At 70.8% G+C, this 20,281-nt stretch carries 17 protein-coding genes; 9 read left to right on the top strand and 8 right to left on the bottom strand.

Features of this window, described 5'->3' with window-relative positions:
- The first annotated feature begins 274 nt into the window (after positions 1-274).
- The 3 genes from ACFY3D_RS18180 (at position 275) to ACFY3D_RS18170 (ending at position 4,445) form a co-directional block, all read left to right on the top strand.
- Positions 275-1,312, top strand: coding sequence for an alcohol dehydrogenase catalytic domain-containing protein (locus ACFY3D_RS18180; RefSeq protein ID WP_389980716.1), 1,038 nt, complete (start codon positions 275-277; stop codon positions 1,310-1,312).
- A 93-nt stretch (positions 1,313-1,405) separates the two neighbouring features.
- A complete protein-coding gene (locus ACFY3D_RS18175) occupies positions 1,406-3,322 on the top strand; it encodes a S9 family peptidase (RefSeq protein WP_389980714.1) in 1,917 nt (638 codons plus the stop codon).
- Positions 3,323-3,470: 148 nt separating this feature from the next.
- Entirely contained in the window at positions 3,471-4,445 is a 975-nt protein-coding gene (locus ACFY3D_RS18170) for an aldo/keto reductase (RefSeq protein WP_389980712.1), read from the top strand.
- A gap of 15 nt (positions 4,446-4,460) precedes the next feature.
- Here the strand turns inward: ACFY3D_RS18170 and ACFY3D_RS18165 are convergent, their stop codons facing one another.
- The 3 genes from ACFY3D_RS18165 to ACFY3D_RS18155 are packed head-to-tail and all read right to left on the bottom strand — an operon-like array spanning position 4,461 to position 6,057.
- A complete protein-coding gene (locus tag ACFY3D_RS18165; protein WP_350943902.1) occupies positions 4,461-4,733 on the bottom strand; it encodes a DUF6510 family protein in 273 nt (90 codons plus the stop codon).
- On the bottom strand, positions 4,730-5,488 hold the full coding sequence (locus ACFY3D_RS18160; protein ID WP_389980710.1) for a ferredoxin reductase: 759 nt from the start codon (positions 5,486-5,488) through the stop codon (positions 4,730-4,732). The genes ACFY3D_RS18165 and ACFY3D_RS18160 overlap by 4 nt, the downstream gene beginning before the upstream one ends.
- Entirely contained in the window at positions 5,458-6,057 is a 600-nt protein-coding gene (locus tag ACFY3D_RS18155) for a sulfite oxidase-like oxidoreductase (RefSeq protein WP_362922221.1), read from the bottom strand. The genes ACFY3D_RS18160 and ACFY3D_RS18155 overlap by 31 nt, the downstream gene beginning before the upstream one ends.
- Positions 6,058-6,403: 346 nt before the next feature.
- Here ACFY3D_RS18155 and ACFY3D_RS18150 point away from each other — a divergent pair, with 346 nt between their 5' ends.
- On the top strand, positions 6,404-6,961 hold the full coding sequence (locus tag ACFY3D_RS18150; protein WP_389980708.1) for a DUF4142 domain-containing protein: 558 nt from the start codon (positions 6,404-6,406) through the stop codon (positions 6,959-6,961).
- 5 nt (positions 6,962-6,966) lie between these two features.
- On the opposite strand, the gene ACFY3D_RS18145 is transcribed toward ACFY3D_RS18150, so the two are convergent.
- Both ACFY3D_RS18145 and ACFY3D_RS18140 read right to left on the bottom strand, forming a co-directional pair.
- Positions 6,967-7,989 (bottom strand): LacI family DNA-binding transcriptional regulator, encoded by a 1,023-nt coding sequence (locus ACFY3D_RS18145; RefSeq protein ID WP_389980706.1) that lies wholly within the window; start codon positions 7,987-7,989, stop codon positions 6,967-6,969.
- Positions 7,973-10,438 carry a glycoside hydrolase family 3 N-terminal domain-containing protein gene (locus ACFY3D_RS18140; protein WP_389980704.1) on the bottom strand — a complete coding sequence of 822 codons (2,466 nt, stop codon included), beginning with the start codon at positions 10,436-10,438 and terminating at the stop codon, positions 7,973-7,975. Before ACFY3D_RS18140 ends, ACFY3D_RS18145 begins: the two co-directional genes overlap by 17 nt.
- A 348-nt stretch (positions 10,439-10,786) precedes the next feature.
- Here ACFY3D_RS18140 and ACFY3D_RS18135 point away from each other — a divergent pair, with 348 nt between their 5' ends.
- Genes ACFY3D_RS18135 through ACFY3D_RS18125 form a run of 3 tightly spaced genes read left to right on the top strand, consistent with a single transcriptional unit; the run spans position 10,787 to position 13,993 of the window.
- On the top strand, positions 10,787-12,142 hold the full coding sequence (locus ACFY3D_RS18135; RefSeq protein WP_389980702.1) for an extracellular solute-binding protein: 1,356 nt from the start codon (positions 10,787-10,789) through the stop codon (positions 12,140-12,142).
- A complete protein-coding gene (locus ACFY3D_RS18130; protein WP_362897145.1) occupies positions 12,139-13,065 on the top strand; it encodes a sugar ABC transporter permease in 927 nt (308 codons plus the stop codon). The genes ACFY3D_RS18135 and ACFY3D_RS18130 overlap by 4 nt, the downstream gene beginning before the upstream one ends.
- A 4-nt stretch (positions 13,066-13,069) precedes the next feature.
- The gene (locus ACFY3D_RS18125) at positions 13,070-13,993 is read left to right on the top strand and encodes a carbohydrate ABC transporter permease (protein ID WP_389980700.1); all 924 of its coding nucleotides are present in this window, start codon (positions 13,070-13,072) and stop codon (positions 13,991-13,993) included.
- 70 nt (positions 13,994-14,063) lie between these two features.
- Here the strand turns inward: ACFY3D_RS18125 and ACFY3D_RS18120 are convergent, their stop codons facing one another.
- A complete protein-coding gene (locus ACFY3D_RS18120) occupies positions 14,064-15,572 on the bottom strand; it encodes an alpha-N-arabinofuranosidase (RefSeq protein ID WP_389980698.1) in 1,509 nt (502 codons plus the stop codon).
- Positions 15,573-15,859: 287 nt separating this feature from the next.
- On the opposite strand from ACFY3D_RS18120, the gene ACFY3D_RS18115 reads away from it, so the two are divergent.
- Positions 15,860-16,819, top strand: coding sequence for a TAXI family TRAP transporter solute-binding subunit (locus ACFY3D_RS18115; protein WP_389980696.1), 960 nt, complete (start codon positions 15,860-15,862; stop codon positions 16,817-16,819).
- Between the two features lie 114 nt (positions 16,820-16,933).
- On the opposite strand, the gene ACFY3D_RS18110 is transcribed toward ACFY3D_RS18115, so the two are convergent.
- Both ACFY3D_RS18110 and ACFY3D_RS18105 read right to left on the bottom strand, forming a co-directional pair.
- Positions 16,934-18,391, bottom strand: a complete 1,458-nt coding sequence (locus ACFY3D_RS18110; RefSeq protein ID WP_389980694.1) for an ATP-binding protein — start codon at positions 18,389-18,391, stop codon at positions 16,934-16,936.
- A 6-nt stretch (positions 18,392-18,397) separates the two neighbouring features.
- Positions 18,398-19,081 (bottom strand): response regulator transcription factor, encoded by a 684-nt coding sequence (locus ACFY3D_RS18105; RefSeq protein WP_389980692.1) that lies wholly within the window; start codon positions 19,079-19,081, stop codon positions 18,398-18,400.
- A gap of 174 nt (positions 19,082-19,255) precedes the next feature.
- Between ACFY3D_RS18105 and ACFY3D_RS18100 the strand changes: the two genes are divergently transcribed.
- Entirely contained in the window at positions 19,256-20,281 is a 1,026-nt protein-coding gene (locus ACFY3D_RS18100) for a tripartite tricarboxylate transporter substrate-binding protein (RefSeq protein WP_350943917.1), read from the top strand.

Below are 20,281 nucleotides of genomic sequence, written 5' to 3'. Positions count from 1 at the left end.
ACGGCGTATCGGGAGGTCCCACCCCCCTGGAAACGCCCCCCGGAAACGTCTCCTGACCTGGCCGGGCCTTCGGCCGACCGGACCTGCCGACCGTCCGGAGCGGCCGGCCCCACCATCCGGCCGGTCTGACCGAACCGGACAGGCCGAGCCGGCAGACCGCCGAACAGGACCGGCCGACCGGACCCGCTCACCGACCGAATAGGCTCACCGGTCAGGTGGGCCCACCGGCGGAAAGCGCCGGAGACCACGGACCGGGGCAGAGGAGTGTGGGCGGGTGCGAGCGGTGCTTTTCGACGCCTTCGGGGCCGATCCAGAGGTCCGGGAGGTGCCCGCCCCCGAACCTCCGCCCGGTGGAGCGGTGATCCGCGTGGAGGCCACCGGGCTCTGCCGGAGCGACTGGCACGGCTGGCAGGGCCACGACCCCGACATCCGGGTCCTCCCCCACGTGCCGGGGCACGAGTTCGCCGGGGTCGTCGAGGCGGTGGACGCCGGCGTCACCTCGTGGCGGCCGGGCGACCGGGTGACCGTCCCCTTCGTCTGCGCCTGTGGCTCCTGCCCTGCCTGCCTCGCCGGTGACCAGCAGGTCTGCGAACACCAGACCCAGCCGGGGTTCACCCGCTGGGGCTCCTTCGCCGAGTACGTGGCCGTCGATCACGCGGACGTGAACCTCGTACGGCTCCCCGAGGAGATGGCCTTCACCACCGCCGCGAGCCTGGGCTGCCGCTTCGCCACCTCCTACCGCGCCGTGACCGCCGTGGGCCGGGTACGGCCGGACGAGTGGGTGGTCGTGCACGGCTGCGGCGGCGTGGGGCTCTCCGCCGTCATGATCGCCGCCGCGGCCGGAGCCCGGGTGATCGCCGTGGACGTCTCGCCGGGAGCCCTGGAGCTGGCCCGGCGCTTCGGCGCCGTCGCCTGCGTCGGGGCCGAAGCACCCGAGGCCGACGTCCCCGCGCGGATCAGGGAGCTGACCTCGGGCGGCGCCCACGTCTCCATCGACGCGCTCGGCAGTCCCGGGACGTGCGTGGCCTCGATCGAGAGCCTGCGCCGCCGTGGACGCCACGTGCAGATCGGCCTGCTGCCGGGGCTCACCCCGCTCCCGATGGGCCGGGTGATCGGCTACGAGCTCGAACTCCTCGGCAGCCACGGCATGGCCGCCCACGCCTACCCGGCGATGCTGGCGGCCGTCGCCGACGGCGCCCTGAGCCCGGACGCCCTCCTCACCCGCTCCATCGGCCTGGAGGAGGCCGGAGCGGCGCTCGCCTCGATCGGCTCCGTTCCCGGCGTCACGATGATCCTGCCGTCCCCGCGCTGAGGAGGGGAGGGATCCCGGCGAACCCTCCGGCACGGGCGGAAAGCCGCCCGAGAGCGCGCCCGCCAAAGCGCACCTTGGATAGCTTTACTGGTTATGCGCCCTGAAGACCTCGCCCAGCTCACCGTTCCCGGGAGTGTCACGCTCCACGGTGATCTCCTCCTTGTCGACCTGGCCACCCCCGACCCGGAGGCCGACGCCTACCCGGGAAGTCTGTGGCGGGTGCCCGCCGACGGCCCACCCGTCAGGTTCACCTTCGGCGAGCGCGACAGCGCGCCGCGCATCTCCCCCGACGGCGCCTGGGTCGCCTTCCTGCGCTCCGACGCCACCGAAGGGAGCCGCCCGCAGCTGTACGTGATGCCCACCGGCGGCGGCGAGGCCCGGCCGATCACCGATCTGCCCCTGGGCGCGGGCGTCCCGGTCTGGGCGCCGGACTCCCGCAGGATCGCGTTCGTCGCCCGGGTCGCCGAGCCCGGCCGGTACGGCACCCAGGAGGGGGTGAGCGCCGCGGCCGAGGCACCTCGCCGAATCACCGGGCTGCGCTACCGGACCGACGGGGCCGGCTTCACCTTCGACCGGCCACAGAGCCTGTTCGTGGTGAACGCCCTCGCCGACGTCCCGCGACCGGTACGGCTGACCGAGGGTCCCTACGACGTGGATTCCCCCGGCTGGACCACGGACGGCGAGCACGTGCTGGTCTCGGCTCCCCGCGACCTCGACGGCGAGAGCCTGCACACGGACGTGTACGCGGTCCCCTCCGGTGGGGGCGCCCCGATCCTCGCGGTGCGCAGCGACGGCTCCGCCGAGCATCCCGTCGCCCTGCCGGGCGGGGAGGTGCTCTATCTCGGTACGGCGTTCTCGGGCATCGACGCGGTGGCCCGCAATACGGGCCTGTACCGCGCCCCGCTGCGGATCGGCGGCGCCGGCGAGAGCGGCGGGGCGGCGGCCGGGACCCGGCTGACCGAGGAGGAGTCGGTGGACTGCGACTCGCTGCCTCCCGCACCCGGAAAGGACGGCGTCCTGGTCGCGGTGCGGACGCGCGGCGCGGTCGAACTGCGCCTGGTGCCCTCCGGCGCCCTCGACGCACCGCTGGAGGAGCTCGTCGTGGTCCTGGGCGAGCGGGCGAGCGTGAAGGCGTTCACCGTCTGCGGGGAGAGGGTCGTCGCGGTGGTGTCCACGCCCGCGAGCCCCGGCGAGGTGGTCACCCCCGACGGGGCGCTGACCGACTTCTCCGGCGCCCTCACCGGGATCAGGCCGCTGCGTGAGATCACCGCCGTCTCCGCCGACGGCCACCCGGTGCACGGCTGGCTCGCCCTGCCCGAGGGCGACGGGCCGCACCCGGTCCTGCTGAACGTGCACGGCGGCCCTTTTTACCAGCACGGGTGGGCGTTCCTGGACGAGACCCAGATCTACGCGGGCGCCGGGTACGCGGTGGTCCTGCCCAATCCGCGCGGCTCCTGCGGGTACGGCCAGGCGCACGGCCGATCGGTGGTCGGCGCGCTGGGCACCGTGGACGCCGACGACGTGCTCGCCCTGCTGGACGCGGCGCTGGCCACTCCCGAGTGCGACGCGGAGCGGGTGGGCGTGATGGGCGGCTCCTACGGCGGCTTCATGACGAGCCATCTCGCCGCCCACCATGGGAGCCGGTTCAGGGCCGCCTGGAGTGAGCGCGCGGTCAACGCCTGGGACTCCTTCACCGGTTCCTCCGACATCGGCTGGTTCTTCGCCGACGCCTACTGCGGCCCCGATCCTGCGGCGCAGCGCGCGATGAGCCCGCTCTACCGGGCCGACCGGATCACCCTGCCGTTCGCCGTGGTCCACTCCGAGGACGATCTGCGCTGCCCGGTGGAGCAGGCGCAGCGGATGTTCGTCGCGCTGCGCCGCAACGGTGTCCCCGCCGAGTTCCTGCTCTTTCCCGGCGAGGGCCACGAGCTCACGCGCAGTGGCCGCCCGAGGCACCGCCTGCAGCGCTTCGAGGCCGTTTTGGAATGGTGGTCCCGCCACCTGTCCTGACCTTTGAGCCCAGGAGAGAACGGGGCGGGAAAACCGTTGCCTCGGATCTTGCGCGCCCATCCGCGGGGAACGGCGGCGGGTGGGCCGAACCGCTCGGAGGCTGCGGTCGTAGGGTGGGCTCAGGCTCTTGAAGATCGGGAGGTTTTACATGGAATACGTGCGCCTGGGGTCCACCGGTTTGAAGGTGTCGAGGATCTGCCTCGGCATGATGAGCTACGGCGACCCCGCCAAATGGGGTGAGTGGGTTCTCGACGAGGCCGCGGCCGAGCCGATCGTGCGCCGGGCCGCCGAGGCGGGAGTGACGTTCTTCGACACCGCCGACGTCTACTCGTTCGGCGCCAGCGAGGAGGTCACCGGCCGCCTGCTCGCCAGGATCTTCCCCGGCAGGGACGACTACGTGCTCGCCACCAAGGTGTGCCTGCCGATGAGCGACGGCGTCAACGACGGCGGCCTGTCGCGCAAGCACATCCTCTCCTCGATCGACGCCTCACTGCGCCGCCTGGGCACCGACTACGTGGACCTGTACCAGATCCACCGCTGGGACCCCGACACGCCGATCGAGGAGACCATGGAGGCCCTGCACGACGTGGTCCGCGCGGGCAAGGCCCGCTACATCGGCGCCTCCAGCATGTACGCCTGGCAGTTCGCGAAGGCACAGCACACCGCCGAGATCCACGGCTGGACAAAATTCGTGTCGATGCAAAATCATCAAAATCTCCTTTACCGGGAGGAGGAGCGGGAGATGAACCCGCTCTGCCTCGACCAGGGCATCGGCCTGATCCCGTGGAGCCCGCTGGCCCGAGGTCTGCTGGCCCGCGCCGGATCCGAGGAGGTCACCACCCGGGCGGGTAGCGACCCCCGGATCGAGGCCCTCTACGACGACGCCGACAACGACCGTCTGATCCTCGACCGGGTCGCCCAGCTGGCAGGGGAACGCGAGGTCGCTCCCGCGCGGGTGGCGCTGTCCTGGCTGCTGCACCAGCCGGGCATCTCGGCCCCGATCGTGGGCGCGACCAAGGCCGGGCATGTGGACGACGCGGTCGCCGCGGTGGACCTGTCCCTCACCGAGAAGGAACTCGCCTTCCTCGCCGAGCCGTACCGCCCCCGGGCCGTCAGGCTCTGACGTCTCGCAGGAGTGTCAGGAGTCGGCGGGCAGCTCGAACTGGACGCACGTCATGCCGCGCATGTCCAGCCATGCCCGCCCCGGTGCCCTCACCAGCCGGAAGACGACCTCCTCGCACCCGGGGCAGCGGGCCACCAGACCCGGAGCGTGGGTGTAGAGGAGGGCCTCGGCCAGCGTGAGGCTTCGCGCGCAGCCGGAGCACCGGCCGGTGGCGGCGGTCAGGTCGACGGCGAACACGTCGCGCAGTGCTCCGCCCGCCGCGTTCCCGTCGAGGTGGTCCTGGCTCATGATGGTCCTCCACTGGGGCCGAAGCGTTCCGTGCGGATCAGGCGGGGGTCGTGCCCGGCCGAGACGAGCAGGCCCGCGACGGTCTCGACGAATCCGGTGGGACCGCACACGAAGACGGCCGGTTTCCGTTCGACGGGCCAGACGGCCTCGGCGAGCAGGGCGGCGTCGACCCGCGCGGGCGGGCGTGCCCAGCCGTCGGGCACCTCGCGCGTGTAGGCGTAGGTGACGTCCAGGCCGGAGCCGTCGGCGCTGTGGCGCTCCAGCTCGGCACGGTAGAGCACGGAGCCGGGCCCGCGCGTGGAGTACAGCAGCCGGAACGGTGTGCCGACCCCGGCCGAGGCGCGGGCGCGGATCATCGCCATGAGCGGGACGACCCCCGAGCCGCCCGCGACCAGTTGCACCGGCTCGGACGCCTCCGGACGCCAGACGAACCAGCCGCCGATCGGGCCGCGTATCTCCAGCGGGTCACCGGGCGAGAGGACCTGGGCGAGGTAGGGGGAGACCTCACCGTCGGGCAGCGGCTCGACGGTGAGTTCCACGCGTTCCCCGTCCGCGGCGGAGGCGATGGAGTAGGAACGCTGGGTGGAGTAGCCGTCGGGGGCGGTGAGCCGTACGTCGACGTGCTGGCCGGCGAGGTGGCCGGGCCAGCCGGGAACGTCCAGGGTGATCGTGCGTGCTCCGGAGGTCTCGTCGCGCACGGCGGTGACCGTGGCGACCCTCCAGGTCAGTCGCCCCAGTACCGTTGCTCGCGCCATGGGTCTCCGTAGTTGTGGTAGCCGACGCCCTCCCAGAATCCCGGCTGGTCCTCGTCGAGGAGCCGGATGCCGCGCACCCACTTGGCGCTCTTCCAGAGGTAGAGGTGCGGCACGAGGAGCCGGGCGGGCCCGCCGTGCTCGGGGGTGATGGGCTCGCCCTCGTAGCGGACGGCGATCCAGGCCCGGCCGTCGAGGAGGTCCTCCAGCGGGAGGTTGGTGGTGTAGCCGCCGTAGGAGGTCGCCAGCGCGTATTCCGCGGAGGTCTCCACGCCGTCGAGGAGGGTGTCGAGTGACACGCCCTCCCAGGTGGTGCCGAGTTTGGACCACTTGGTGACGCAGTGCAGGTCGACGGTGAACCGCTCCACGGGCAGTGCGTTGAGCTCCGCCCAGTTCCAGCGGACGACCTCGCCGGTCTCGGTGGTGACGCCGAGGCTCCAGTCGTCGGTGGAGACCAGGGGCGTGGGTCCGGCCGACAGGACGGGGAAGTCCTCCGTGAGGTACTGCCCCGGCGGCAGGTCCGGGTTGCCGGCGCGACGGCGGCCGAAGAACCCGGGCGAGACGATACCGATGACGCCCACCTCCCACTGTCCGGCCGCTGTCCGGCAGGTCATGACGGTCGTGGTGTCCCCCTCGAACGAGTCTCGAGCGGACGGATCACGCGAACAGGTTAAATCTCATCACATTTAGCCACGGCCCGTGTCACCTGGGTGGGGTTCTGCGCGTTTTATGGGCGCCGGACCGGACATCCGTCGCCAGGTCATGCGGGCACGGCAGAATCGGCTCGTTCTACCAACGGCACCATATGTGCACTTTCCATAAGATTTACTGCTTATAGCGTCATATAAACCCATATATCCGTATATGAGAGAAGGAAGGGTGCCAGTTCTGACCGTGAATTGATCGACGGAGGACCCGATGACTCGAAAGGCGATCATCACGCTGGCCATCGCCATGGCGGCGACGAGCGGCACGGCCGACGCCGCCTCCGCTCTCCCGCCACCCAACCGGCAGGACCGGGAATTCCTCGTCCAGGCGCACCAGGGCAGCCTGTTCGAGATCGAGGCGGGCCTCGCCGTCACCGGGAAGACCGACGACCGGAACGACCGGGAGGCCGGAGATGCCGTGCGCGTGCTGGGGGCGAAGCTGGTCACCGACCACACGAAACTCGACAGGACCATACGGCAGGTGGCCGACCGGCTGGGCGTCAAGCTCCCCGGCGAGCCCAGCGAGGTGCAGCGCCGGCGTCTCAAGGAGGTGACGGCGCTGAGCGGGACGGAGTTCGACAGGGCCTGGATCAGCATGGAGATCGCCAACCACCGCGAGGGGGTCGCCCTCGTGAAGAGGGAGATCGACGACGGCTCCGCCCCCGCGGTGAAGAAGCTCGCCACCCTCACCGATCGCGTCGTGCGGGAGCACCTGGAGATGCTCCTCCACGTCGAGAAGTCGATCGTCCCCAGCCCTTCGAAGAGCTGAGGCGCTCAGTCCCTGCCGGGTGCGGTGGTGGAGCCGCGCACCACCAGTTCGGTGGCGAGTTCGACGTGGTGGGAGTCGACCCGCTCGCCGGCCGCCAGGCGCAGGGCCGTGCGCACGGCGACCCCGCCCATCTCCCGCAGCGGCTGGCGCACGGTAGTCAACGGGGGCGAGGCCATCTTGGCGACCTGGGTGTCGTCGAAGCCGACAACGCTGAGGTCCTCGGGCACGCGCAGCCCTCGCGCCCTGGCCGCCTCCAGCACGCCGAGCGCGATCTCGTCGCAGCCGGTGAAGACGGCGGTGGGGACCTCGGGCAGGTCGAACAGGGCCGCGCCGCCCCTCACCCCCTCCTGGTAGTGGAAGGGCCCCTCCCGTACGTGACTCGGGGGGACCGGGGCGCCCGCGGCCTCCATCGCCGCGCGGTAGCCGTGGAGACGGGCCTGGTTGCAGGCGGCGGTGGCCGGGCCGCCGAGGTAGGCGATACGCCGGTGCCCGAGCGCGAGCAGGTGCTGTGTCGCGACCAGTCCCCCGGCGAAGTTCGTCGAGCCGACGCTGACGACCCCCCTGGTTTGCGGCATGTTCAGCGGGTCGATCACGACCAGCGGCAACCGGGCCCGGGACAGGGCGCCGAGCTGCTCGGCGGTCAGCTCGCTGGTGATGGCGATCACGGCCCGCCGCCCGGCCGCGGCGAGGCCGCGCGCCCAGGTCCCGGCGCGGTCGGCGTTCGTGCGGATGCTCACCACGATCGCCGCGTCGGCCTCGGCACGCACCGCGCCCTGGACGATCTCGGTCGAGTACGGGTTGAGGTCGGCGTTGAGCTCCACCTCGAGCGTGGCCGGCACGGCCGCGTCGCCCCGGCGGCGCTGCGACAGCGAGACGTAGTCGTGCTCCTCCAGCAACGACTCCACGAGGGAGCGGGTCACCGGGGAGACGTCACCTCGGCCGTTGAGCACCTTGGACACGGTCGCGACCGACACCCCCGCCGAGGCCGCGACCGTGGCCAGCGTGGCCCTCCTAGGACTTGCCGGCATCTGTTCTCCCTTGCTGTGCGGCGGAAGCGCCCGGAGCCGGTTCCACGTCCACCCGGGTGACCAGTCGCCGGTCCACGCCGACGTGACGCGGCGGACCGGTCAAGGTCACGCGGCCCCGGCAGGGCAGGTCGGACGCCGACGCGCCCACGAACACCTCAAGATCCCCCGGCTCCACGACGCGCCGCAGGTCGCGCCCGGTGAACGCGGTCCTGTCGGCGGACACGGTGAAGGTCGCCGTCGCGCTCGCGCCGGGTTCCAGCCTGACCCTGGTGAATCCGGTGAGCTGCAGCACCGGCCGGGTGACCTGGGCGATCACGTCGTGCAGGAAGAGCTGCACGACCTCTTCGCCTGCCCGGTTCCCGGTGTTGCGCACCCGCACCGACACGGTGAACTCCCCGTCGGTGGGCACCTCGGCGTCGCTGATCCTCAGGGAGTCGATCGCGAAGGTGGTGTACGAGGCGCCGTGCCCGAACGGGAACAGCGGGGTCGGGTCGAGGTTGCTGATGCCCTGGCTGTTGGCGCCCAGCGGCGGCTGCAGGTAGGTGCCGGGCTGCCCGCCGGGGCCGTGCGGGATCTGCACCGGCAGCTTCCCGCTGGGCTGCACCCGGCCGGACAGGACTCCGGCGATGGCCGCTCCGCCCTCCTCGCCGGGCATGAACGCCTGGACGAGCGCGGCGGCCGTCTTCGACACCTCGCCCAGTGCGTACGGGCGGCCCGAGACGACGACCACCACGACCGGCGTGCCGGTGGCGGCGAGCTCGGCCAGCAGGTCCTCCTGCGCACCGGGCAGCCGCAGGTCCTCGGCGTCGCAGCCCTCGCCCGACGTACCGAGCCCGAACATCCCCGCCAGGTCGCCGACGACGGCCACGCACACGTCGGCCTCGCGGGCCGCCCGGGTCGCGGCGGCGAAGCCGGAGCGGTCCTCGCCCCGCACCTCGCAGCCCTGCTCGTGGATCAGCTCGGCGCCGGGCAACTCGGCCCGCAGCGCGTCGAGCAGGCTGGGCGCGTCCACGCCGAGCCCGAGTTCCGGGTGGCGGGGCAGCACGTGGTTGGGGAAGGCGTAGCAGCCCATGAAGGTGCGCGGGTCGTCGGCACAGGGGCCGACCACGGCCACCCGGCGCGGCTCAGGACGTCCCTCGCCGAGCAGCGGCAGCGCGGTGCCCGCGTCGAGCAGCACGATCGACCGTTCGGCCAGCTCCCTGGCGAGTGCCCGGTTGTCCGGCGAGTCGAGGTCCACGTCCGCCGCCTGGGCGACCGACCTCTCCGGGGTCCAGTCCGGATCCAGCAGTCCGAGCGTCACCTTCTGGGTGAGCAGGCGCCGGGCGGCCCGGTCGATCAGGGACTCCGGCAGTTCGCCCCGCCGCACCCGTTCGACGAGGTGCCGGCCGAAGCCGAGCGTGTCGGGAAGTTCGACGTCGATGCCCGCGCTCAGCGCCTGCACCCCGGCCTCGTCGGTGTCCGCGGCGACCTGGTGCATCGTCGCGAGGAACGGGATCGCCCAGTAGTCCGAGACCACCGTCCCGGTGAAGCCCCACTCGTCGCGCAGCAGGTCGTTCAGCAGCCACGAGTCGGCCGCCGCGGGGACACCGTCCACGTCGGAGTAGGAGTTCATCACCGAACGAGCGCCCCCCTCGACGAGAGCGGTCTCGAAAGGCGGCAGGACGATGTCCATCAGCTCACGCCGCCCCATCGACACCGGGCCGTGGTTGCGGGCCGCCCGGGAGGCGGAGTAGCCGGCGAAGTGCTTGAGGGTGGCGATGATCCCGGCGTTCTCCAGGCCGCGCACGTAGGCCGCGCCGAGCATCGAGACGAGGTACGGATCCTCGCCCATCGTCTCCTCGACCCGGCCCCAGCGGTAGTCGCGCACCACGTCCAACACCGGTGACAGGCCCTGGTGGACGCCCACGGCGCGCATGTCCCATCCGATGGCGGTGGCCATCCGCTCCACGAGGTCCGGGTCGAACGTCGCCCCCCAGGCGATGGCAGCGGGGTAAACGGTCGCGCCATAAGTAGTGAAACCAGTCAGACACTCCTCGTGGACGAGCGCCGGGATGCCGAGCCGGGAGTGCTTCACCACCTCGGACTGCAGACGCACCACCTCCGCGGCGCCCTCCGCCGCGGTCACCGGAGCACTGCCGAACACCCGCGTCAGATGACCGAGCCCGTGGCGGATCGTCTCCTCGAAGGGCACGCTTCCCGAAGCCGCGAAGACGTCCTGCATCGGGGCGACGTTCGCCGTGCCCTCCTGACTCTCCTGACTCTCCTGGGGCTCTCCGCCCTGCTCAGCCCCCATGACGTTGCCCGGCCACCGGCTGCCGAGCTGGCCGACCTTCTCCTCCAGGGTCATCTCCGCAAGAAGGGCGTCGACCCGGTCGGCCACGGGAAGTGCCGGGTCCTGCCACGGACGGAGGCTCCGGCCCGTCGTGGGGGTCCCATCTAGCGCCGTCATCTGCTCTCCTCAAGAAAAACCCGCACCGCAACCCATTCGAAACTTTTCGGTGTGCTACGAAAGCTCTACCCGAATCCTGCCGCAAACGATACGACCAGGAAAAGTCCAGATGAGAGTACCTTACATACCGCACATACCAAGCTCATCCCGACATGCGATGACCTCTTGACACGCAACTATCTGAAATCTAAATTGACGTGCCACGCGGTCTGTTTCGGAAATGTTTCGACATGTCGGGCGCAAGAGCGGATGCCTGACAGCGGGGGTGCTGATCCACGACCTACGGCCGCCACCGATTTTTCACACGGAGCCTCGCCCAGCCTCGGCATTCGACATACGGAGATCAGCGTGGAGTCAACGACACCATCTCGCCGCACCTTCCTCGCCCTTTCCATGGGCCTGCCTCTGGGAGCCACACTGGCGGCCTGCGGCACTTCCGGCCCCACCCCTGCCGGAGGGACCGGGACCGGCGGCAGCGGCGGGAACGCCGCGAGCAAGGCCACCTACTGGTTCCTGTCGAACCAGCCGCAGGAGGGCGTGCGCACCAGGGCCGTGGAGCGGTTCAACAAGGCCAACCCCGACGGTCAGATCGACTTCACGGCCATGCAGAACGACGCCTACAAGACGAAGATCAAGACGGCGATCGGAGCCGGCCAGGCCCCCACCATCATCTGGGGCTGGGGCGGCGGAACCCTGCGCACGTACGTGCAGGCCAACCAGGTTGAGGACCTCACCCCCTGGTTCGAGGAGAACAAGGCCGTGAAGGACCGGCTCTTCTCCTCCTCCTTCGGCGCGGCCACCATCGACGGCAAGATCTACGCGATGCCGGCCGAGACGATGCAGCCGATCATCCTGTTCTACAACAAGAAGGTGTTCGAGAAGGTCGGCGTGGAGCCGCCGAAGTCGTGGGGCGACATCATGGCCCTCGTCCCCAAGTTCAACGCCGCGGGCATCGCCCCGTTCTCCCTCGGCGGCCAGTCGCGCTGGACGAACATGATGTGGCTGGAGTTCCTCTTCGACCGCATCGGCGGCCCCGAGGTGTTCCAGGCCGTGTTCGACGGCGAGAAGGACGCCTGGTCCCACCCCGCCGCCATCGAGGCCCTGACCAAGATGCAGGAGCTCATCAAGGCGAACGGGTTCATCAAGGGCTTCTCCTCCATCACGGCCGACTCCAACGCCGACCAGGCCCTGCTGTACACCGGCAAGGCCGCGATGATGCTGCACGGCGGCTGGACGTACGGCAGCATGTCCGCCGACGGCGGCGACTTCGTCTCCGGCGGCCACCTCGGCTACATGAACTTCCCGCCGGTCGAGGGCGGCAAGGGCGACCCCGGCAACACCGTCGGCAACCCCGGCCAGTACCTGTCGATCTCCTCCAAGGCGACTCCCGAGCAGAAGGAGATCGCCAAGAAGTTCTTCGCCACCGCCGTGCTGAACGACGAGGACGTCAAGGAGTGGGCGGGCACGGGCGCGGTGCCGATCGTCAACGGCGCCGACAGCGCGTTCGCCGGTTCCAAGGACGAGGAGTTCCTGAAGTTCGTCTACGGCATCGCCAGCAACGCCAATGCCTTCGCCCAGTCCTGGGACCAGGCGCTCAGCCCCACCGCGGCCGAGGTGCTCCTGGACAACATCGCCAAGCTGTTCCAGCTGTCGATCACGCCTGAGGAGTTCGCCTCCAACCTGAACGCGGTCATCGGCAGTTGAGCACGCTAACCTCCCCCGCCAGAAGAGGGAGGCCGTCGGCCGCCACGCGAAGGAACCACAGCGCCGTCCTTCCGTGGCTGGCCGTACCGGCCCTGCTGATCTTCACCGCCTTCGGGGTGATCCCGCTGCTCGGGGTCCTGTTCCTCAGCTTCAGCACCTGGGACCAGGTCGGCGACATCCAGATGTCCGGGCTCACGAGCTGGCGGGCCGTGCTCAGCGACCCCGGTCTCCCGCACGCCCTGTGGGTGACGTTGCTGGTGATGGTCGCCTCCTGGGCGGTCCAGACGCCGGCCAGCATCCTGCTCGGGGTGTTCCTGGCCGGACGGCAGCGCTACCGCGCACTGCTGGCCGTGCTGTACTTCATCCCGCTGCTGCTGAGCTCGGCCGCCATCGCGATCGCCTACAAGGCGCTGCTCGACCCGAACTTCGGGCTCGGCGCCGGGCTGGGCATCGACCTGCTCGTACAGGACTGGCTCGGCGACCCCGTCCTCGCCTTCAGTGTTGTGATCTTCGTGGTGTCGTGGCAGTTCATCCCCTTCCACTCGCTGCTCTACCAGGGCGGCGTGCGGCAGATCCCGCGTTCCATGTACGAGGCCGCCGAGATAGACGGCGCGGGCCGCACCCGCAAGTTCTTCAGCATCACGCTGCCGCAGCTCAAGTACACGATCATCACGTCCTCCACCCTCATGGTCGTCGGATCCCTGACCTTCTTCGACCTGATCTTCGTGCTGACCGCGGGCGGTCCCGGCGACGCCACCCGGGTGCTCGCCCTGGACATGTACAAGCGCGGGTTCCAGGCCAACCTGATGGGGCCGGCCAGTGCCATCGCCGTCATCCTCGTCCTCGTGGGCCTCGCCCTGGCGTTGTTCCTGCGCAGGCTCGGCGGCCGCGACGCCAACGCCAGCCAGATGGAAGGGGCCTAGAACCATGAGCTTGACGACCCCCACGGGGCTCAAGCGGACCGAGACGCTCGGGGCGGGACACCGGCGCCGGCCGCCGGCACGCAACGGGAAGCAGTCGCGGGCACTCGGTGAGCGCCCCAACTGGCTGGGCGGGATCGCGGGCTGGCTGTGGCTCGCGGTCGTGATCGTGCCGATCTACTGGATCGTCATCACCAGCTTCAAGGCCCAGAGCAGCTACTACGCCAGCAACCCGCTGGCGCCGCCCACCGAGCCGACCCTCGACAACTACCGGATGGTCGTCGAGTCCGACTTCCCGCTGTACTTCGTCAATAGCCTCATCGTGACCATCGGCGCGGTCGTCCCCGCGGTCGCGGTCGCGTTCATGGCGGCGTACGCGATCGTCCGGGGCAGCACCATCTTCGGTTTCCTGCGCAGGGTGAACTCGCTCTTCCTCATGGGCCTGGCCATCCCGTTGCAGGCGACCATCATCCCGATCTACCTGATCATCATCCGGCTGCAGCTCTACGACTCGCTGACGGCGCTGATCCTGCCGTCGATCGCCTTCGCGATCCCGCTCTCGGTGCTGGTCCTGTCGAACTTCATCCGTGACGTGCCCAAGGAGCTGTTCGAGTCGATGCGGCTGGACGGCGCGAGCGAGATGGCGACGCTCTGGCGACTCGCCCTCCCGCTCACCATGCCGGCCGTCGTGACGGTGACGATCTACAACGCGCTGACGGTCTGGAACGGGTTCCTGCTGCCGCTCATCCTCACCCAGAGCCCCGACAAGCGCACGCTTCCGCTCGCGCTGTGGACCTTCCAGGGGCAGTACAGCGTGAACGTGCCGGCCGTGCTCGCCTCGGTCGTGCTGACCACGCTGCCCATCCTGATCCTGTACGTGGTCGGCCGCCGCCAGCTGCTCAGCGGCCTGACGGCAGGGTTCAGCAAGTAGCCGCACCCTGCCGTCCGTCCCCTTGCCGTCCCCTTGCCGTCGGTGAGCGGACGGCAAGGGGACGGACGGTTCAGGCGCGAAGGAGACGGATCACGTTCCACGAGACGGCGGGCAGCGTGACCTCCAGGGTCCCGGCGTCCAGGCGGGCCTCGGTGTTCGTACGGGGGGCCACCGTGTCCGGGGCGTCGGCGGTGTTGCGGGCGTAGGGGTCGGGACCGGACAGCACCGTGGCCCCGGCCAGCCGCACCGGGCCGAGGGCGCGCAGGTCGGCGGTGAGGGTGAGCGGCCGGTCGGTCGAGCGGTTGACGGCGAACAGCGTGATGGCGCCGCTCTCCTCGTCGTGGGTGGCGACGGCGTCGAGGGCGGCGACCTCTCCGAACCTCGCGGTCTCGTGGGTGGGAGAGGCGGGCTCGACCCGCAGCACCTGACCCGCCGCGTACCGGGAGGCCTGGGCGAAGGGGTGGAAGGTGGTCTGCCTCCAGGCCCTGCCGCCCGGTTCGGTCATGATGGGGGCGATCACGTTGACCAGCTGGGCCAGGCAGGCGGACGTCACCCTGTCGCTGTGGCGCAGCAGCGAGATCAGCAACCCGCCGAAGGTCACCGCGTCGGCCAGGTGGTAGTGGTCTTCGAGCAGCGGCGGGGCGACCGGCCAGTCGCGCGGCGGTTCTGCGTTCTGGAAGCGGGACAGGTACCAGACGTTCCACTCGTCGAACGAGATGTTGATCTTCTTCTTGCTTCTGAGCCGGGCGCCCACGCTGTCGGCCGTCGCCACCACCGCGTCGATGAAGTGGTCCATGTCGGCCGCCGAGGCGAGGAAGCTCGCCAGGTCGCCGTCGTGCTCCTCGTAGTAGGCGTGGCAGGAGATGAAGTCCACCAGGTCGTAGGTCTCCTCCAGCACGGTGGACTCCCACGCGCCGAAGGTGGGCATGCCCGAACCCGAGCTCCCGCAGGCGACGAGTTCCAGGGCCGGATCGATCATGCGCATGGCGCGGGCGGTCCCGGCGGCCAGCCGCCCGTACTCGCGGGCGCCCATGTGGCCGATCTGCCACGGGCCGTCCATCTCGTTGCCCAGGCACCACATCCGGATGTCGTGCGGCCTTTTGGCGCCGTGGGCGACGCGCAGGTCCGACAGGTGGGTCCCGGACTCGATGTTGCAGTACTCCAGCAGGTCCAGCGCCTCGGCGACTCCCCGGGTGCCGAGGTTGACGGCCATCATCGGCTCCAGCTCGGCCTTGCGCGTCCAGGCGACGAACTCGTCCAGGCCGAACTCGTTGGTCTCCGTGCTGTGCCAGGCCAGGTCGAGCCGCCGGGGCCGTTCGCTCCTGGGACCGACGCCGTCCTCCCAGCGGTATCCGGACACGAAGTTCCCGCCGGGGTAGCGGGCCGTGGTCGCGCCCAGCTCGCGGGTGAGCTCCAGCACGTCTCCCCGGAAGCCCTCCTCGTCGGCGGTGGGGTGGCCGGGTTCGTAGATGCCGGTGTAGACGCATCGGCCGAGGTGTTCGACGAACGTCCCGAAGGTGCGCCGGTGGACGGGGGCCACCCTGAACGCGGGGTCGAGGGTGAGGTGCGCGGACAGCACGAAGGTCTCCTCATGTGCGACTCATACTGCGACTCATGTGCGACTCATGCGCGACCCGCACCGGCCTCCGGCGCGAGATCGCCAAACTCGTGGATCACCGCAAAGGCGGGCGACTCTAATTGTTGGCGATAACAAGAGCGAAAGGCCAGCCGTTGGCCAAGGGAAGAGATCCGCGGACCGTGACCTCCCGGGGCCTCCCGAAGCCTTCGGCCCGCTGAGAACCTCCCTCTCCGGTTGACCGGAGCGAAAGATCCACAAACCGGGGCCGCCGTCCGTATCATCTCCCCATGCCGCTGAATCCGGAGCCGCGGTTCAGCCGGAGGGCGGTGCTCCTGGCCGCCGGAGGGCTGCTCGCCGGCTGCTCCCGGCAGCCCGAGGCCGACACGGTCCACCTGCGCCTCGCCACCGGACCGGCCGGGGCGGTGTACCGGCGCATCGGCGGCGCGCTCGCCGAACACGTCTCCGAGCGGGTGCCGGGCGTCACCCTGGTCACCGTGCCGAGCCGGGCGTCGGCCGACAACATCCGGATGCTGCGGGCCGGCGAGGTGCACCTCGGGCTGACGAGTCTGGACGCGCTGATCACGACCGACGGCAGCGCGCCCGCGGGGCTCTCGGCGATATGCCGGCTCTACGACAGCCACCTGCATCTCGTGGTCATGGCCGGTTCCGAGATCGGAGAGTTCCGGGATCTCCACGGCAGGCGTGTGTCCCTCGGCGCTCACGAATCGGGCACCGAGTTCACGTCGCTGCGGGTTCTGGAGCTCGGCCGGATGAGGACCGACGGCCGCTACCTCAGCCAGGCCGAGTCGGCGGCGGCGCTGCGCGACGGCGAGATCGACGCGATGTTCTCCCTGACCGGCGTCCCGACACCCGCCGTCACGGAGCTGGCGCGACGCCACCCGATCCGGCTGATCCCCCTGGACGCGCAGGCCGACGCGCTCTTCGCCGCGTTTCCCGGCCCCTACGCTCCGGCCACGATCCCCGCGACCGCCTACACCGGCGTCCCGGCCACCCGCACCGTCGCCGTGCCGAACGTGCTCCTCGTACGCGACGACCTGCCCGACGGCCTGGTCCAGGCCATCACCGACACGATCTTCACGCACACCGGCACGATCATCTCCGCCAGCCGCGACGACGCCGAGGCCGTTCCGGAGGCGTGGCAGATCAACGTGCGTACCGGGATCTCCACCGCGTCGATCCCGCTCCATCCGGGAGCCGCCGCCTGGTTCCGCGACCGCAAGCGCTGACCCCGGACGGCGCGGGCCCGCGACGGAACCGGAGCCTCAAGCGCACGACCTCGAACGCGCGACGGAACCGGATTCTCAGACGCGCGACCCCGGACGCACGAGGGAACCGGAGCCTCAGACGCGCGAAGGAGCCCGGTCCTCAGGCGGCGGCTCCCGCCCCGAGACGGCCGGCAGCACGACCACCGCGGCGAATCCGTACCCGGACCCGTCCGGACGCGGCAACCCGTCCTCCAGCCGCAGCTCGCCCCCGGCCGCCCCGACCAGGTCGGCGCAGATCGCCAGCCCCAGGCCGGTCCCCGGCACGTTCTGGTGCCGCGGTGACCGCCAGAACCTGCCCAGCGCCTGGACCCGTTCGGAGGCGTCGATCCCCTCGCCGTCGTCACGGACGGTGATCGTGACCACGTCCCCGGCGCCCGTACCTCCGGGGACGAATCCGGCCCGCACCTCCACCACCCGCGCGCCCGACAACCGCAACGCGTTGCTGATCAGCTCGTCCAGGATGCTGCCCAGCCCGCCCGTCGGCTCCAGCAGCCGCAGCCCCGACGGCACGTCGACCGCCAGCCTCTGCCCCGCCGTCGCCGTCAGCGCCTGCCACCGGTCCACCCGGGTCGCCAGCACCGCGTCGAGATCCACCGGCGACGCGGTGCGTATGCTCTCCATCCGCGCGCTGGCCTGCAGCGAGTTCAGCATCCGCTGCATCGCCTTCAACTCGTCGACGGCGACGTCGTAGACCTGCCGCCCGCCGCCGGCCTCGCGCAGGTGCGGCTCCAGGCTCTCCACGGCGAGCCGGAGGCTGGTGAGCGGATTGCGCAACTGGTGTGAGGCGTCGGACACGAACGCCCGCTGCCGCTGCACGGCGTTCTCGACCGCGTCCATCATGGTGTTGAACGACTCCGCCAGCCGCCGCAGCTCGACCGGACCGGCCTCGGCGTCCGCCCGGATGGTGAGGTCGCCCCGTGAGATCCGCGAGCTCGCCGCGTCCAGTTCCCGCACCGGGCGCAGCACCCACGCCGAGACCGGCCAGGCGACGGCCACCAGCGCGACCAGCGGAAGCAGCCCGAGCCCCGCGAGCCAGGCCCATCGCACGAGGATGCGATGGCGCGTCTTCGACAGGCCGGAGATCGTCACGACGGCTCCGACGACCTCGCTGTCCCTGCCCACCGGCTCCGCGACCACGAGCGCGGAGCCGTCCCACGGCGCCCACTCCCCGGAGGGCTCGGACCTCGCCCCGGCCAGCGCCGCGGTCACGATCCTGGGCAGCGCCCGCTCGGCCCGCGCCGCCCGCCGGTACGCGGCGGCCGGCCCGAGCAGCACCGTACCCGAGGTGTCGATCACCGCGGCCGGGATGTCGTACAGCTCGTGGTAGCGCGCCAGCTCCTGTTGGAGCGCCTCGGTCCGCCCGGTCGTCAACGCGGTGTCGGCGAGCGAGGCGAACCGGCCGACGTCGTTGAGCCGATCGACGTAGGTCTCCTGCATCTCCCGCTCGGCCACGGTGACGCCGAGCGGCACCCCGAGCGCCGCGACGAGCAGCACCGCGAGGGGGACGAGGACGACGAGCAGGCGACGGTGCACGGCGCGTCAGCCGATCAGCTCCGGCTGGTCGGCCAGGAGCCGATAGCCGACCCCGTGGATCGTGCGGATGAGCACGGCCGGCCCGATCTTGTGCCGCAGCGCCGCGATGTGGGTGTCCAGGGTGCGGCTGGAGGACTCCCAGGTCGCACCCCAGATCTGGTCGAGGATGACGTCGCGGCTCACCACGTTCGGAGCCCGCCGGGCCAGCAGCAGGAGCAGCTCGAACTCCTTGCGGGTCAGCGTCACGGGCGTGCCGCCGACGGTGACCTCGCGGGTGCCGGCGGCGATCCGCATCGGGCCGAGGACGAGCGGCTCGTCGGGGTGGCTCAGCGCACGGGCCACCCGGGTGCGCCGCAGGACGGCGTCGATCCTGGCCAGCAGCTCCGGTATGCCGAACGGCTTCACGATGTAGTCGTCGGCGCCGGCGCGCAGGCCGCGGACCCGCTCGTGCTCCTCCGATCGTGCCGTCACGGCGATGACCGCGGTCTCCGGGCGGTCGCGCAGCCTGCGGATCACGTCGAGCCCGTCGCCGTCGGGCAGGCCCAGGTCGACGAGAACCACATCGGAAGGGGCCGCGCGTACGGCCTCCGCGGCGGTGGCGATGCGGTGGACCTCGAAGCCCGCCTGGGCCAGGACGGTGACCAGACCCCGCGCCACGCGGTCGTCATCCTCAATGATGGTGATCCGCATACCGGCGGATTTTACGGTGAGGATCGGCTTTTGGTCATCCCTTCACTTTTTTGGATTTCTCTGACATCCATCGCATTCTTGGGATTTCTCTGACACTATTCGCGCCCTCGTCGGTCGAGACTGAGGCCGCGCGTATACCGGCAGATGCGCGTGCGCCAACGAGGAGGCCTCGACATGAGAACGACCGGCAGACATCGGGCCATCGCACGGCTGATCGCCACGATCGGCGTCGTCTCACTTGTCGCCGCCTGCTCGGGTAACGGGGGCGCCACCGGCGGAGGCACCGCCGCCGGTGGCTACCCGGACCAGAACATCACGTTCGTCGTACCGTTCAGCGCGGGCGGCCCGACCGACACCGTCACCCGCATGATCGCCGAACCGATGGCCGCCAAGCTCGGCGCCAAGATCGTCGTCCAGAACGTCGAGGGCGCGGGCGGCACGGTCGGCGCCGGCGAGGTCGCGCGGGCCGCCCCCGACGGCTACACGGTGCTCATGCACCACATCGGCATGTCGACGGCGCCCGCCCTCTACCAGAACCTGGGTTACCGGCCGCTTGAGGACTTCGAGATGGTCGGGCTCGTCACCGAGGTGCCGATGACGGTCGTCGCCCGCAAGGACTTCGCGCCCGCGACGCTCCAGGACCTCGTCACCCATGTGAAGGCGAACGCCGGCGAGGTCACGCTGGCCAACGCGGGCATCGGCGCCGCCTCCCACCTGTGCGGCCTGCTCTTCCAGACCGCCGCGGGCGTCAAGCTCCAGGAGGTTCCCTACCAGGGCACCGGCCCCGCGCTGACCGACCTCGTCGGCGGCCAGGTCGACTTCATGTGCGACCAGACGACCAACACCAGCGGCCAGATCTCTGCCGGTGAGGTGAAGGCGTACGCGGTCACCACGCCGGAGCGGGTGAAGAGCCTGCCGGAGCTGCCCACCACGGCCGAGGCCGGGCTGCCCGCACTCCAGGTCAGCGTATGGCACGGCCTCTACGTCCCGGCCGGCACCCCGCAGGACGCCGTTCGGAAACTGTCCGAGGCGCTGAAGACGGCACTGGCCGACCAGGGAGTCGTCGAGCAGATGGCCAAGCTCGGCACCGTACCGGTCCCGGCCGAGGACGCGACCCCGCAGGCGCTACGGGCCAAACTCGAAGAGCAACTCGGCACCTGGGCCAAGGTCATCGCCGACGCCGGCGTCAAGGCCTCCTGA

Origin of the sequence: Streptosporangium sp. NPDC000509 (genome assembly GCF_042898365.1) — a bacterium.
Classification (GTDB): domain Bacteria; phylum Actinomycetota; class Actinomycetes; order Streptosporangiales; family Streptosporangiaceae; genus Streptosporangium.
Note: the sequence above shows the minus strand (reverse complement) of the source record. Positions and strands in the feature narration are given on the sequence as shown.